This window comes from Burkholderia sp. AU4i (genome assembly GCF_000466765.1).
GTDB lineage: Bacteria > Pseudomonadota > Gammaproteobacteria > Burkholderiales > Burkholderiaceae > Burkholderia > Burkholderia cepacia.
Genome location: NZ_ASSI01000012.1, coordinates 70,783 through 83,985 on the forward strand (window position 1 = coordinate 70,783; position 13,203 = coordinate 83,985).

Genomic DNA, 13,203 nt, shown 5'->3' on the forward strand with positions numbered 1-13,203 from the left:
CGGCCCCACAGCGCTCATCGCTACCAACCTCCGGCCACGGTCCGTCGAGTCTGGCTGGATTCCGACAATATCGACGCGAGACTTACTGCCTGATTGGCTACGGAATCCCGCCGCAGGTCAAGGCTGGAATCGCTTTTTGCTTTGCGCCCGTGGCGGCTTCCGGTTTGCCGTGTCGTGCCGCGTCGCGGGCTTCCGGCCGGCCGCGGCGGGCCTTGGTCCGCCCGGCAACCGCTAGAATTGCGGTTTTAGCCCGGAATACGTCCATGTCTTTTGCCTCGCTCGGCCTGATCGATCCCTTGCTGCGTAACCTGCAGGACCTCAATTACCAGGCTCCTACGCCGGTGCAGGCCAAGGCGATTCCTGCCGTGCTCGGCGGCAAGGACGTGATGGCCGGGGCCCAGACCGGCACCGGCAAGACGGCGGGTTTCGCGCTGCCGCTGTTGCAGCGGCTCGTGCAGCACGGCCCGGCGGTGTCCAGCAACCGCGCGCGCGTCCTGGTGCTGGTGCCCACGCGGGAACTCGCCGAACAGGTGCTGCAAAGCTTCATCGCTTACGGCAAGGGCCTCGACCTGCGATTCCTGGCCGCGTACGGCGGCGTGAGCATCAACCCGCAGATGATGAAGTTGCGCAAGGGCGTGGATGTGCTCGTGGCCACGCCGGGCCGGTTGCTGGATCTCAATCGCCAGAACGCGGTGCAGTTCGATCAGGTGCAAACGCTGGTGCTGGACGAAGCCGACCGCATGCTGGATCTCGGCTTCGCGCGCGAACTGAACGCCGTTTTTGCCGCGTTGCCCGCCCAGCGCCAGACGCTGCTGTTCTCGGCCACGTTCAGCGACGAGATCCGCGCGATGGCGGCGAGCATTCTGCGCGGCCCGGTCAACATCAGCGTCAGCCCGCCCAACGCCACGGCCAGCAAGATCAAGCAGTGGGTGGTGCCGGTGGACAAGCGCAACAAGCCCGACCTCTTCATGCACCTCGTGGCCGAGAACAAGTGGGAGCATGCGCTGGTGTTCGTCAAGACGCGCAACGGCGTGGATTACCTGGCGGCTATGCTGGACGAAGCGGGTTATGCGGTCGACACCATCCACGGCGACAAGCCGCAACCCGCGCGCTTGCGCGCACTGGAGCGCTTCAAGACGGGCGAAGTCCAGATGCTGGTCGCCACCGATGTCGCGGCGCGCGGGCTCGATATCGACGATCTGCCGCTGGTGATCAACGTCGATCTGCCGATCGTCGCGCAAGACTATGTGCACCGGATCGGCCGTACCGGGCGCGCGGGCGCCAGCGGCGTCGCGGTGTCCCTGGTGTGTGCCGACGAAGCGCCGCAACTGGCCGCGATCGAAGCGCTGATCCGGCAAACGCTGCGTCGTGAAGAAGAGCCGGGATTCGAGGCCGAACACCGCGTGCCGGAAACCAGCGCGACGGGTCAGATCATCAAGAAACCCAAAAAGCCGAAGAAGCCCAAAGTGCAGCAGGCGGCGCCCGTTGCCAGGCCGGTGGCCGGTAAAAAACCGCGCCCGCCAGCGCAAGGTGGGGAAAGCAGGCACAAGCCTGCGGCGGCGCACGCAAAGCCGGCCGGTAACGAACCGGATTACACCATCGGCAGCCCGTTCAGCGTGCAGAAACCGCGCGGCAAACCGGCGGGCAAGCCGGCTGCGGGATCGCGCAAGCCGGCCGGCAAACCCGCCGGCAAACCCGCCGGCGGCCGTGGCAAGCGGCAGCCTTGACGTGTCGGGACGAGTCACGCCGGTCATTGAACCTGGCGGGCGGTTCGGGGGCCGCCGGCAGCGTCAAGGCGGTTGCATCGACGGGGTGAATCCGGCGTAACGCCAGGCCGTTCGCGTCGGCGATCTGGCAATATGCACCGACGGACTTCAGATACGGGCACCCCATGCACATCGCGATTCTGACCTTTCAGGGCTTCAACGAACTCGATTCCCTCATCGCACTGGGCGTGCTCAATCGCATCAAGAAGCCCGACTGGCGGGTCACGCTTTCATGCCCGGAGCATTTCGTCACATCGATGAACGGGGTGACCGTGCAGGCGCAGTCGACATTGGCCGACGCCTGCACGGCGGATGCCGTCATCGTCGGGAGCGGCATTCGAACCCGGGAAGTCGTCAACGACGCGACGCTGATGGAGCAGTTGAAACTCGATCCCGCCCGGCAGCTGATCGGTGCCCAGTGTTCGGGCACGCTGGTTCTGGCCAGGCTCGGCTTCCTCGACAACGTCCCGGCCTGTACGGACCTCACGACCAAACCGTGGGTAGTCGAGGCGGGCGTCGAAGTCCTCAATCAGCCGTTCTTCGCTCGAGATAACGTCGCGACGGCAGGCGGCTGTTTTGCTTCGCAATACCTGGCCGCGTGGGTCATCGCGCGCCTCGAGGGCGAGGAAGCCGCGCGCAGCGCGCTTCATTACGTTGCGCCGGTCGGGGAGAAGGATGAATACGTTTCCCGTGCGCTGACGAACATCACGCCTTATCTGCCGTAATGCGATAAAAAATCGCACTGCGTTCATCGCGGGTCATGCGGTGTTCGCGATGGCGCTTTCTCCGGCGCCCTCGGTTCGCAATCGCGTTGCCGGCGGCAGCCGTGATTTCCGTTTTCCCTTGCTTGCGGGTTTCGGATCCCACCGAATCGGGAAGCGTGATCGGGGCCCGATCCGCGAGGTTCAATGCACGTCATTTGCGACGATGGACGCCAACGCTCGAGCGCCGTCGTGCTGGGCCGTGTCTTCAGTGGAAAAGATGTGGTGACTGAATGCGATCAGTTTGAAGCCGGACCCCGTGGGACGAGGGACGGTGATACCCCAGTGCCAGCCACCGTCCTGCTGGAACACGTGAAGGGCAGGGGGTGCCTGATTCAGTGCTGATGAAAAAGTCGTCATGGCGTGCTCTCCCGTCATGGGGCGACTGCTGGGCAACGACATCGGATGCGCGAACCCAGTCTACGAGCACTTTTGCTGCAGCGCAATATCCGGATGACGCGAACATGCCGATGTGCGGCGCGCCACAATTTTGAAATACAAATATGCAGCGTCGCCGATGGCTGGCATATTGATGTGACGATTAAGAATGTTCGGAGGCTTCATGGACCGCAGTTCGCTTGTGTGGGCGGGGGTACCGCATAACAGCGATGGCGTCGTGTTTCAGGCTCGGGTCGGCCGCGGGCTTCAGCGCTTTCATGTTTCCCGGTTGATTCTCGAGAAGGCATGCGACCTCGAGCGACTGGCATCCGATGCGCGGCAGCTCGAATGCTTTTACGAGCATCTGGCCCCGATCCTGGCAGTCGCCCGGAAGACGCGCTCGAATGCGAAAGCCGATACGGTTTCGCTGAAGGTTTCCGATTTTGCCCGAACGGGCAGCGTGCGTGCCGGGCAGGATGCCCGGGCCGGGATGCGATGAGTATCGCGGGGGCCTCAGATGTTGTCCGCGCGCCAACGACGCGGTGACACACCGGTAACGCGCGTAAATGTCCTGGTGAAGTGGCTCTGATCCGCGAAGCCGCAGATATCCGAGATCATGTGCAGCGGCATGGATGACGTGCGCATGTACGTGATTGCGCGCTCGATGCGCTGATTGATCAGCCAGCGATGGGGCGGTAACCCGGTCGTCTGATGAAAGGCTTTGACAAAGTAGCCGCGAGACAGGCCGCACGCTTTGGCGACATCGGCAATCGTGACGTTCCCGGTCAGGTGCTCGAGAAGAAACCCTTTCGCCATTCGTTCCTGCCACGCCGTGAGCTTGCCCGTCGACTTCTCCCGCCGCTCGCTGACGCCGCCGTACTGGCGCGCGACATGTGCCTGAAAGGCGAGTGCGACGTGGTCGACGAAGAGCCGGGACGCATGCCCGGGCTGCGCCAGAGCGGGGAGCAGGGCCTGGCCCAGGCGATGAATGATCGGGTCCACCTTGCTCAAATGCGGTGGCAGGTAAAGCTGTGGCCGCTGCCTGCCGCCGATTTCATCGACTGTCTCCTCCAGCGTCCGGCGGGGGAGGTGAAAATGGATGCAGTCGAACGTTCCCTTCAGGTCGGAAACCCATCTGCGATCGAGGTCATGGATCGTGACGGTTCCTGCTTGATAAGGGACGAAACGAGCGACACGTCCGTCGAGCCACAATTCCTGTTCGCCGAACGCGCGTAATTGCAGCACGACGAGATCGGCGTCTTCCAGTTCGTATGGCGCGGTTCGGCCAATATTTCTGCGAGATGTCTTGAGCCGACTGATGCTGACCTGTGAGTGCGGCAACGTCTGTGTGACGACGCTTTGCCTGAGGTCGGCCGGCATGAAATCAGATGATGCGTTGTCCGACTGTGCGGCAGTCATAAGTCCGCGGGAACGTGAAGAATGGGGCGGCGAAGTATATCAAAGCAATATTTGGCTGGCGTGCGTCGTGCGTCGTGTGTCGCCGATGCAGTGGCAGAGCGTGAATACGGCGTGACGTGGGCCTCACTCCTGTCCCGGCCCGTCCCGGCCGGGTCGACGTCGGCGATTGGACATACGGACAATCGATCGGCGCGTAAAGGACGTTTTTCCCTCGTTTCAGGCGGCATGTCGTTATTTGAGGGTTCCGGATAAAATGCGACTTTCCGGGTTTTCAGTTAACGACTTCGTCATGCATCGAATCGGATTCTTCGTTTGCCGTGGCTACGATGTGCTCGATCTGGGTGGGCCGCTGTCGGCCTTCAATCAGGTGGCCACCGCGGCGGGCCACACGCCCTATGATCTCCAGGTCATCTCGCAGTCCGGCGGCCCGGTTCCCGGCAATACGGGCGTTTCGATCGAAACGCGGCCGATCGGACGCCGTACGTTCGACACCGTCATTTTCGTGGGCGGGGAAATCGAGCCGATGCGGGCTCCGGAAAACATCGCCGCTGCCAGGAAACTCGGCGCCCGCGCCTCGCGGGTGGCAAGCGTCTGTACGGGGGCGTTTCTGCTGGCCGAAACCGGCTTGCTGGATGGCGTAAGAGCCACGACGCACTGGCTGTACGCGGCCCAGTTGCAGTCGCGCTTCCCGCGCACGCGGGTCGAAGGCGACAGTATCTATATCGAGGAGGGCCGCATCTGGACGTCGGCGGGCATCGCCTCCGGAATCGACCTGGCGCTCGGCATGATTGAACGGGATATGGGTGCGGGGATTGCGCGTGCCGTCTCCCGGTATCTGGTCGTTCCGTATCGTCGACCGGGCGGCCAGTCCCAATTCTCGGCGATGTCGCAGATGGAGCCGGAATCGGACCGGATCCGCATCGCGCTGAATTTTGCCCGGGAGCACCTGGCTGAAGCGTTGCCCGTCGAACGGCTCGCCGATGCCGCACGATTGAGTGTGCGGCAGTTTGGACGCGCATTTCGCCGGGAAACCGGTGAAACACCTGCCAAGGCGGTCGAGCGCCTGCGAGTCGAAGCGGCGCGGCTGCGCCTGCAGAGCGGTAGCGAACCGATCGAACAGATTGCGCTGGCGGTGGGATTCACCGATCCGGAGCGGATGCGCAGGGCCTTCATCAAACTGCATGGACATCCACCGCAAGCGATTCGACGCGAGAGCCGATCGAACGGCGCGCGCTGATCGGCTGCCGGCCGATCAGCGCACTGCCCATGAATGTCCGTCTGACGGATCAGTCGTGCTTCGCGCAGGTCATGATCCGTTTCGCCGGATGCTCATTGGTCGTTCGTCGGCAGCGGACCGTAATCGTTCCACATGTCGCGATGCAGTTTCCACGCGCCGCCTTGCTTCAGAAAGACGAGCGTCTGCTTGCCGCGGTATTTGAGCTTTCCGTCGTGGTCATGGATCTCCGTATCCGAAACCTCGGTCACGACCCGGTCGTTGCCGTAGAACTCGTAGTTGCTGAACGATACGGTGACAGGCTTCGATCCGGCATACCCTTTGGTGAGGTATTCGGTGATCGCGCGGCTCCCCGTTACCTTGTCGCCGCCGGGCGGCAAGAGGGTGCCGTCGCGGGTATAGAGGCGACCGATTGCTTCGTAGTCGCCTCGCGCGAAGGCATCCGCCCATCGTGCATTCTCGGCTTTGATGGCCGCTTCGGGCGGATGTTGCGAACCACCGGCAGATGCCGGCGTCGCAAACGCGAAAAAGGTGACGCAGGCTGCTGCAAGTGCGGTAGCGAAAGTACGATTCTGTTGCATCGGGTGATTTCCGGTTATAGCTCGAATTGAGAGGACTACGAAAATTTAAAGGGCGGGCGGGCAATGTCGGAGCCGGTGATCATCGAGGCCTGCAGACGGCCCGCGCGCATTGCCGGCCCAAGTTTCACCGAACGCCTGGAATGCGTGCGAGCCCCCTGGAGGCGCCGGGCAATTCCTTGTCGACCATCGCGACGACTTCCGGCCGCGCGTCCCTCGGATGGCCGGAGTGGAACGGCGGCGCGGGATCGTATTCGATCACGAGTTGCGTGAATTCGGCCGCCTGTCGGCCGCGCAGCTTCTCCGCCACGCGAAGCGCGAAGTCGATGCCCGCCGTCACGCCGCCGCCGCTCATGAACCGGCCGTTGTCGTCTTCCACGAAGCGGTCGGGAACGGGAATCGCGCCATATTCGGCCAGCTTGTTGACGAAGGCCCAATGGCACGCGCTTCGCTTGCCCTTGAGCACGCCCGTTGCGGCGAGCACGAGCGATCCGTTGCAGACCGACGTAACGTGCCTGGCGCTTTCCGCCAGGCGCCGGATCTGCGCCTGATACGCGGGTTGCATCGGCGCCGTCAAATTAGACCCGCCGGGGACCAGGAGCACGTCCGTCTTGTCGATGTCGGCCAGCCGCTCGGTCTTGCCGTACACGACGCCGAATTCGAGCGTCACGTTGCCGCCATCGAGGCTCGCGTAGCGAACGTTCGTATTCGGCAGCCGATGGAAGATCTCGCTGGGGCCGGCGAAGTCGAGCAGCGTCCCGCCGTCGTAGTTGACGATCAGGATGTTGAGCGGTTCGTTCGGCGCAAGTTCGCCCTTGCTGCCGGCCTGCGCACGAGCAGGGGTGGTATGCGCGAGCAACGCGCTGCCGCCCAGGATGGCGCCGAGGGTGGCGGCGCCCCCCAGCTTGAGGGCATCGCGGCGCGAACGGCCCGCTCTCGTGAGCGGTGTTCCGGAAGCATTGTCTTCGCTACGGTCGGTCAAGATCGTTTCTCCTTGCACTTCGGCCCCTCTGCGGGCGCAACCAGATTGGGCCGGATTGAATGGCCGCCGCGACGAACGGCGTGGCGGACGTGAGATCGGGATGGGGATGAGCCCGGATGATTTGCAGGGCTCAGGCATTGCGCGCCGCAGGCTTAAAGCTGCGAAGCGCCGCCATCGACGACCAGTTCGGTGCCGACGACATACGACGATTCGTCGCTGGCGAGATAGAGCGCCGCGTACGCGATGTCCATCGCGTGGCCCATGCGGCCCACCGGAATGGTTTCGGCGAATTCGGCCTTGCGCTCGCGAACCCATTCGTCGGGCATGCCCCATTTGGTGAGCAGCGGAGTGTCGATCACACCGGGCGCGATCGCGTTGAAGCGGATCTTGCGGTCGAGAAACTCGTAGGACCAGCTGCGGGCGAGCGATCGTACGGCGGCTTTCGCTGCCGCGGTCAACGAGATGCCATGCTTGCCGGTCTGCGCGACGAACGATGTATTGAGAATGAACGAGGCGCCTGGCCGCAGGTCCGGCAGCACCGCCTGAAGCGTGAACACCACGCCCTTGACGTTGATGTCCATGATCTCGCCATAAAGCGCGTCGTCGATGTCGTTGACCGCGGACGGGAACGCCCAGCCCGCGTTCGCGAACACGACGTCCAGGCCGCCGAACGTCTCCTTGACCTCGGCGGCAATCGCCCGCATGTCGTCGAGCGAACGGACGTCGCCCTTGAGAACGAGCGCGTGCTCGCCAAGCTCGGCCTTCACGCGCTCGAACACCGTGTCATCGCGGCCCGTCACCGCTACGCGGGCGCCTTCCGCAATGAACAGCTTCGCGGTTGCGAGGCCGATGCCGCTGGTACCACCGGTGATCAACACTGACTTGTCTTTAAGCCTCATCTTCTGCTCCATTTTTACGTCGTGACTGATCAGGCCGAAGGCTTCAAACGCGATCGCGTTCATGTGCCTTTTCCGGCTCGATCTTCCACGTGCAGTATGGAACGCGAGGTGTATGGCGCAAAGATCGTATAACCCTCAAAAAGCGCCACTCGGTTAAAACGGGTGAATAACGCGGCTCGGTGTTTGGCGGGGGCAATGCCCGTTCGCTCGCTTCATGTGGGGTCTCGCTGGCGGCGAGTGGCGTGTGGAGCAGGCGTGCGCGAAGGTCGGACGCGCAGTGGTCGCGATGCGGATGTCCGAGCGATCGCGGCGAGTGGCCAGTATCTGGAGGCCGTCTGCTTCACTCCTCGCGCTCATAGCGCAAACGGTATCCCCCATTCATTCGCTCGATGCGTGCGAACCCGCGTTCCCCCAGATGCATGCCGGCGATCAACAGCCCCTCCGAACTGACCTGGTCCAGAAGCCGTGACCGCGTAGCAGCGGCCAACGACGCATCGTGATCGAAGGCAATCGACACCTCCGGTCGCTGAATCTGGATATGCGGGAAATGCACCACGTCTCCCCACACAAGAAGCCCCTGATCGCGGGATTCAAGCACATATCCGGTGTGTCCATCGGTGTGCCCCGGTATCGGCAGTGCGTCGATGCCGGGGAGCACTTGCCCGTCTTCGAAAAGACGAAGCCGGTCGCCATAAGCATCGAATACCCGACGCGCCACCGCGAAATTTCCCCGTGCGCGTTCGCTGGCGCGACTCAGATTCCCGTCGTCCTGCCAGAACCCGACCTCGCGTCGATGCACGACCAGTTCCGCATTCGGGAACGCGATCTCTCCTGCACCGCTCACGAGCCCCCCGACATGGTCGGGATGCGCGTGGGTCAGCAGGATGGTGTCGATCGCGGCGGGCTCGATACCGGCAAGCGCGAGGTTCGTCCCGAGTTGGCCGCCCCATTGCCTGAACCCGCCCGCCCCGGCATCGATGAGCACGGTGCGGCCCGCGCCGCGTACGACGTAGCAATTGATGTGCACGGCTTCTGGCGCCTTCTGCCCGGCATCGCGTTGCATGTTCGACGCGTCGGCCGGATCGATATTCGACAGAAAGTCGAGACTCGCGGTGAGGTAGCCATCGCTGATGGCGGTTATCGTGAAATCCCCGACTTGCTGGCGGGGAAAGGTAAGCGTGGCCATCGTGCTTCTCCGGATCGGCGAATGGTGGGTTAGTTGCGGGCGTGAATGTTCGATTCGGTGTAACCAAAACACCGAATGCGCGCGGTGAGGCCGGTGCGCTGGACGATCGCACGATCCAGCGCTTCCATGAACCGGTCCATGACCGCCGACGTGCGGGCCGTGCCGGCGCGATACCGAATGTCCGCGTAGACAGGATGCCCATGCCCGTGCAGAACCGCCTGAAAAATGACGTGGACGTTCTTGAGCTCCGCGCCGAGCACATGCGTACAGAGCTCGACGCAGTCGCGCGACAGCTCGGCAAGATTTTCGTCAGCGGGCATCCGCTGTGCATCGATCGAGAAAGTGACGTTCGGCATCGTGGGCTCACTCCTGGGCAGTCGAAAGGGCACGTGCGCTCGTCAGTTGCTTTGTCATCGGCGCATAAAGGTGAATGCCTTCCGCGCGCTCCTCGACAAGCGGCACGCTGTCGCGCGGCACGACGGCGAGCCAGCGTCGTGCCGGAAACTGCTCCAGCGCGACGGCTTGCATGGCCAGCGGGCGGAGGCCCAACCGGATCAGCGGATCAGGGCCGCCGGCGCACAGCGCGAGGCGTTCGCCTTCCGCCACCGCCGGAGCTAGTCCGATATCGGAATAGAGATTGCGATGCCAGTCGGTGATGTGTTGCTGCCATTTCGCAAAATTGCCGCCGCCTTTCCGGCGATATTCGTCGCCGGTCAGCACATCGAGACCGTCGATCGTGTGAATCGCCAGATAGACGGGGCAATCGCTGCCGATCGCCTTGAACCGCTGCGACGTGTGAAATCCCGTCACCGAGATCAGGGCAGGCAGCTTTTCAAGGCTGTAGAAGTCGTTCCATTCGGCTTCGCTGTCGACGTCGGCGAAGCTGCATTCCACGGTGTAGATCATCGGATCGTCCTTTGAGCAAGATGCACATCCCACGGCGGGCGCTTGATGGTCAGTGCGGTAACGTAATGCTAAGCTCGCATTTGCACCCCATAAAACGAAATAAAGTCAGCCTTCAGTGATATTTGCTCAAGCTGACGTCGAGCCCACCCTGACCGGCGAGCCACGCATGCCCCGCAAGATCCCGAGCAATTCCGCGCTGCAGGCGTTCGAAGCCGCGGCCCGACACGGCAGCTTTGCCCGAGCCGCCGATGAACTCGCCCGAACCGAGGGCGCCGTCAGCCGTCAGATCGGCCGGCTGGAGGCGTTCCTGGGTGTCACGCTGTTCGAGCGGATCGGCAACCGGGTACGGCTGGCGCCGAACGGTGCGCGGTACGCGGTGCAGGTTCGCGAGATCCTGGATCGGCTGGAACGGGACAGCCTGTACCTGATGGGGCAGCCCGTCGAAGGCGCGAGCATCGATATCGCGGCCATTCCGACCTTCGCCACGCGCTGGCTGATCCCCCGGCTGAAACACTTTCAGGACCGGCATCCGAACGTCACGGTCCATATCGCCGAGCGCATGGAACCGTTCCTGCTGGCCGGGAGCGGTTTCGATGCCGCCATCCATTTCGAGCATCCGGCATGGGCGGGAATGCATCTGCATCCGCTGCTGGAGGAAGTGCTGGTGCCCGTGTGCAGTCCGGCGTTGCTGGCGGGCGCCGGGGCGAACCCGTCGCTGGACGCATTGCCACGCCTTCACCGGCGGCAGAACCCGGACGCGTGGCAGGCCTATGCGCAGGAGTCCGGCATCGTGCTGGGCAACTCGGCGATTGGCGCGCGCTACGATCTCCATTCGATGCTGATCGAAGCGGCGCTCGCGGGCCTGGGTGTCGCGCTGGTGCCGCGTCTTTACGTCGACGCGGAGCTCGAGCAGGGGCGGCTGGTCGCACCCTGGCCGGCGGGCAAGTCCGTCACGAAAAACTTCTGCCTCGTCCTGCCCGAACCGATCGAACTGGTCCAGGGGCCGTTGCGGGCGTTCGCGACGTGGATGCTGAATGACGCGCCGGGCCTGGCGCCGCACGGTAACGCCCGACGCACAGCGCGAGTCAGACGTCAGCGCGGTGCTTCCTCTCCACGTTGATTCGCCGCACGCAGGCCGCGATCAGGTACGCCGCGCTCGGCGAGACACCGCCTGCCGAATGCTCCCGTCAGTCGGGCGTATGCGCCCAACCGACGGGCCTGCAAAGCCCCAGGACCAACAGTGCTGCCGGCACTGAAAACCGGTTCCACCCGCGCAACGCGAGTTCTTCCACATGATCGTTTGGTCTCCTTTGCATCCTTGATGACCATTGCTTCATGACGGCAACGCGATAAGGCACGTCGGGCGGGTCGAGGTGCCGGTGCGGTTGTGGCATCCGGCGTTGCGGTCTCCTGTGGCCGGAAACGTGTGATCCGCGTGGTGCTTGTCGGTGCAAAGCCGCAACGGCCGGGATCACAAGACGTCGAGGAAGATCGATGGATCTAGTGGTTGATGCACCCGTTGTCAACTGACTGGAGGGCCCTGTCTAACAACCTGCACAGCGTTGTTGAACGTGATTCACTTCGCGTGCTGGTGCGAAAACGTTCGTTTGTGTTCGTTTTTATTCGTTTTCCGGTATCGGAGTCCCGTCGCGCCGAGCCGTCGAGTGGGGTACAGCCGACATCCCGCGCGCGGGCGACGCTTCAGTGCCGAAAGCGTCGCTGCATCAGCGATTTCCGCATCCTCATCCTCGAGCAACTGACATGTACGTAAAAAATGGAGAGCAAGATGAGCAGATCGATACGAGCGAAGGCAGTGGCGACCGTGGTGGCGATCGCCATGAACGCGGCCCCGGCCGCGAGTGTTGGAACCGTTCTGTCGCTGGCCGGCGCACAGGCCGCTTCCGCCGCGACGACCGCCGTTGACGACTACGCGGCGACCCGGTACCCGATCATTCTCGTGCACGGGCTGACCGGCACCGACAAGTACGGTGGCGTCGTCGAGTACTGGTATCGCATTCCGGAGGACCTGCGGGCGCACGGTGCGGCGGTATACGTTGCCAACCTGTCCGGCTTCCAGAGCGACGATGGCCCGAACGGGCGTGGCGAGCAATTGCTTGCGTTCGTGAAGCAGGTGCTTGCGGCAACGGGCGCGCAGAAGGTGAATCTGATCGGCCATAGCCAGGGCGGCCTGACATCGCGTTATGTTGCGTCCGTTGCGCCGGAACTGGTCGCGTCGGTGACGACGATCAGTACGCCGCACTGGGGCTCGCAATTCGCGGACTTCGTCCAGCAACTGTTGCAGACGGACCCGACCGGCCTGTCGTCGACCGTGCTCGGCGCATTCGCGAATGCGCTCGGCACGTTGACGAGCAGCAACTTCAATACGAACCAGAATGCGATTCAGGCGTTGTCGGTGCTGACGACGGCAAAGGCCGCCGCATACAACCAGAAATTCCCGAGCGCCGGTCTCGGTGCGCCGGGCTCGTGTCAAACCGGCGCGCCAACGGAGACTGTCGGCGGCAATACGCATCTGCTTTATTCGTGGGGCGGCACGGCGATCCAGCCGACAGCGACGGTGGCCGGCGTGACGGGGGCCGTCGATACGAGCGTGAGCGGGGTCACCGATCCGGCGAACGCGCTCGATCCGTCAACGCTGGCACTCCTCGGCAGCGGCACGGTGATGATCAATCGCAGCGCAGGTCCGAACGACGGCGTCGTGTCGCAATGCAGCGCGAGGTTTGGCCAGGTGCTCGGCACGTATCACTGGAATCACACCGATGCGATCAACCAGATCCTCGGCGTGCTCGGCGCGAATGTGGAGGATCCGGTTGCGGTAATCCGCACGCACGCGAACCGGTTGAAGAATCAAGGCGTGTAATCGATGACAGGGAGCAAGCGCGGCATCGCGCGACGCCGGCATGTCCGGCGTCGCGCCTGCCGTGATCGGGCGGATCGTCGTGCATCGAGAGATTTCTTTGGCGCGTCGTCGATAACGGTCACCAGCGCGTGGCTTATCCGTGCTTCAGCGCGGTCGAAATGCGCTTCATCACAGAATCGTTCCAGAGGCGTCGGCGCGCAGTCGTGACGGCAATCG

General features: G+C 63.4%; 14 protein-coding genes. 6 read left to right on the plus strand and 8 right to left on the minus strand.

The genetic code is table 11. The features are described 5' to 3' along the window. Positions 1–263 precede the first annotated feature (263 nt). A complete protein-coding gene (locus L810_RS01515; protein WP_021156582.1) occupies positions 264–1,727 on the plus strand; it encodes a DEAD/DEAH box helicase in 1,464 nt (487 codons plus the stop codon). A gap of 164 nt (positions 1,728–1,891) precedes the next feature. Further along, positions 1,892–2,491 (plus strand): DJ-1/PfpI family protein, encoded by a 600-nt coding sequence (locus tag L810_RS01520; protein WP_021156583.1) that lies wholly within the window; start codon positions 1,892–1,894, stop codon positions 2,489–2,491. Between the two features lie 180 nt (positions 2,492–2,671). Here L810_RS01520 and L810_RS01525 read toward each other — a convergent pair whose 3' ends face one another. Then, positions 2,672–2,887 carry a hypothetical protein gene (locus L810_RS01525; RefSeq protein WP_034196292.1) on the minus strand — a complete coding sequence of 72 codons (216 nt, stop codon included), beginning with the start codon at positions 2,885–2,887 and terminating at the stop codon, positions 2,672–2,674. Positions 2,888–3,089: 202 nt separating this feature from the next. Between L810_RS01525 and L810_RS01530 the strand changes: the two genes are divergently transcribed. Then, positions 3,090–3,404, plus strand: coding sequence for a hypothetical protein (locus tag L810_RS01530; RefSeq protein ID WP_042972813.1), 315 nt, complete (start codon positions 3,090–3,092; stop codon positions 3,402–3,404). Between the two features lie 14 nt (positions 3,405–3,418). On the opposite strand, the gene L810_RS01535 is transcribed toward L810_RS01530, so the two are convergent. Further along, entirely contained in the window at positions 3,419–4,324 is a 906-nt protein-coding gene (locus L810_RS01535) for a helix-turn-helix domain-containing protein (RefSeq protein WP_042972789.1), read from the minus strand. A gap of 289 nt (positions 4,325–4,613) precedes the next feature. Here L810_RS01535 and L810_RS01540 point away from each other — a divergent pair, with 289 nt between their 5' ends. Next, positions 4,614–5,561: a GlxA family transcriptional regulator gene (locus L810_RS01540; protein ID WP_021156587.1), complete on the plus strand. Its 948-nt coding sequence runs from the start codon at positions 4,614–4,616 to the stop codon at positions 5,559–5,561. Positions 5,562–5,653: 92 nt separating this feature from the next. Here L810_RS01540 and L810_RS01545 read toward each other — a convergent pair whose 3' ends face one another. The 6 genes from L810_RS01545 to L810_RS01570 all read right to left on the minus strand — a co-directional run bounded on the left by L810_RS01545 (position 5,654) and on the right by L810_RS01570 (position 10,109). Continuing rightward, positions 5,654–6,139 (minus strand): YybH family protein, encoded by a 486-nt coding sequence (locus tag L810_RS01545; protein WP_021156588.1) that lies wholly within the window; start codon positions 6,137–6,139, stop codon positions 5,654–5,656. Positions 6,140–6,263: 124 nt separating this feature from the next. Next, positions 6,264–7,256 (minus strand): DJ-1/PfpI family protein, encoded by a 993-nt coding sequence (locus L810_RS01550; RefSeq protein ID WP_373453088.1) that lies wholly within the window; start codon positions 7,254–7,256, stop codon positions 6,264–6,266. A 14-nt stretch (positions 7,257–7,270) separates the two neighbouring features. Continuing rightward, positions 7,271–8,017: an SDR family oxidoreductase gene (locus L810_RS01555; protein ID WP_042972815.1), complete on the minus strand. Its 747-nt coding sequence runs from the start codon at positions 8,015–8,017 to the stop codon at positions 7,271–7,273. Positions 8,018–8,357: 340 nt separating this feature from the next. After that, positions 8,358–9,203, minus strand: coding sequence for an MBL fold metallo-hydrolase (locus tag L810_RS01560; protein WP_021156591.1), 846 nt, complete (start codon positions 9,201–9,203; stop codon positions 8,358–8,360). Positions 9,204–9,232: 29 nt separating this feature from the next. Beyond that, the gene (locus L810_RS01565) at positions 9,233–9,559 is read right to left on the minus strand and encodes a hypothetical protein (RefSeq protein WP_021156592.1); all 327 of its coding nucleotides are present in this window, start codon (positions 9,557–9,559) and stop codon (positions 9,233–9,235) included. Positions 9,560–9,566: 7 nt separating this feature from the next. After that, entirely contained in the window at positions 9,567–10,109 is a 543-nt protein-coding gene (locus L810_RS01570) for a hypothetical protein (RefSeq protein WP_021156593.1), read from the minus strand. A gap of 166 nt (positions 10,110–10,275) precedes the next feature. Between L810_RS01570 and L810_RS01575 the strand changes: the two genes are divergently transcribed. Both L810_RS01575 and L810_RS01580 read left to right on the plus strand, forming a co-directional pair. Next, positions 10,276–11,229: a LysR substrate-binding domain-containing protein gene (locus L810_RS01575; protein ID WP_021156594.1), complete on the plus strand. Its 954-nt coding sequence runs from the start codon at positions 10,276–10,278 to the stop codon at positions 11,227–11,229. A gap of 666 nt (positions 11,230–11,895) precedes the next feature. After that, positions 11,896–12,987, plus strand: coding sequence for a triacylglycerol lipase (locus L810_RS01580; RefSeq protein WP_021156595.1), 1,092 nt, complete (start codon positions 11,896–11,898; stop codon positions 12,985–12,987). Positions 12,988–13,203: the final 216 nt, after the last annotated feature.

Bases quoted from the DNA above. Each gene is read 5' to 3' on its own strand.
- L810_RS01515 (WP_021156582.1), top strand. From the start codon at position 264: ATGTCTTTTGCCTCGCTCGGCCTGATCGATCCCTTGCTGCGTAACCTG.
- L810_RS01520 (WP_021156583.1), top strand. From the start codon at position 1,892: ATGCACATCGCGATTCTGACCTTTCAGGGCTTCAACGAACTCGATTCC.
- L810_RS01525 (WP_034196292.1), bottom strand. From the start codon at position 2,887: ATGACGACTTTTTCATCAGCACTGAATCAGGCACCCCCTGCCCTTCAC.
- L810_RS01530 (WP_042972813.1), top strand. From the start codon at position 3,090: ATGGACCGCAGTTCGCTTGTGTGGGCGGGGGTACCGCATAACAGCGAT.
- L810_RS01535 (WP_042972789.1), bottom strand. From the start codon at position 4,324: ATGACTGCCGCACAGTCGGACAACGCATCATCTGATTTCATGCCGGCC.
- L810_RS01540 (WP_021156587.1), top strand. From the start codon at position 4,614: ATGCATCGAATCGGATTCTTCGTTTGCCGTGGCTACGATGTGCTCGAT.
- L810_RS01545 (WP_021156588.1), bottom strand. From the start codon at position 6,139: ATGCAACAGAATCGTACTTTCGCTACCGCACTTGCAGCAGCCTGCGTC.
- L810_RS01550 (WP_373453088.1), bottom strand. From the start codon at position 7,256: ATGCCTGAGCCCTGCAAATCATCCGGGCTCATCCCCATCCCGATCTCA.
- L810_RS01555 (WP_042972815.1), bottom strand. From the start codon at position 8,017: ATGAGGCTTAAAGACAAGTCAGTGTTGATCACCGGTGGTACCAGCGGC.
- L810_RS01560 (WP_021156591.1), bottom strand. From the start codon at position 9,203: ATGGCCACGCTTACCTTTCCCCGCCAGCAAGTCGGGGATTTCACGATA.
- L810_RS01565 (WP_021156592.1), bottom strand. From the start codon at position 9,559: ATGCCGAACGTCACTTTCTCGATCGATGCACAGCGGATGCCCGCTGAC.
- L810_RS01570 (WP_021156593.1), bottom strand. From the start codon at position 10,109: ATGATCTACACCGTGGAATGCAGCTTCGCCGACGTCGACAGCGAAGCC.
- L810_RS01575 (WP_021156594.1), top strand. From the start codon at position 10,276: ATGCCCCGCAAGATCCCGAGCAATTCCGCGCTGCAGGCGTTCGAAGCC.
- L810_RS01580 (WP_021156595.1), top strand. From the start codon at position 11,896: ATGAGCAGATCGATACGAGCGAAGGCAGTGGCGACCGTGGTGGCGATC.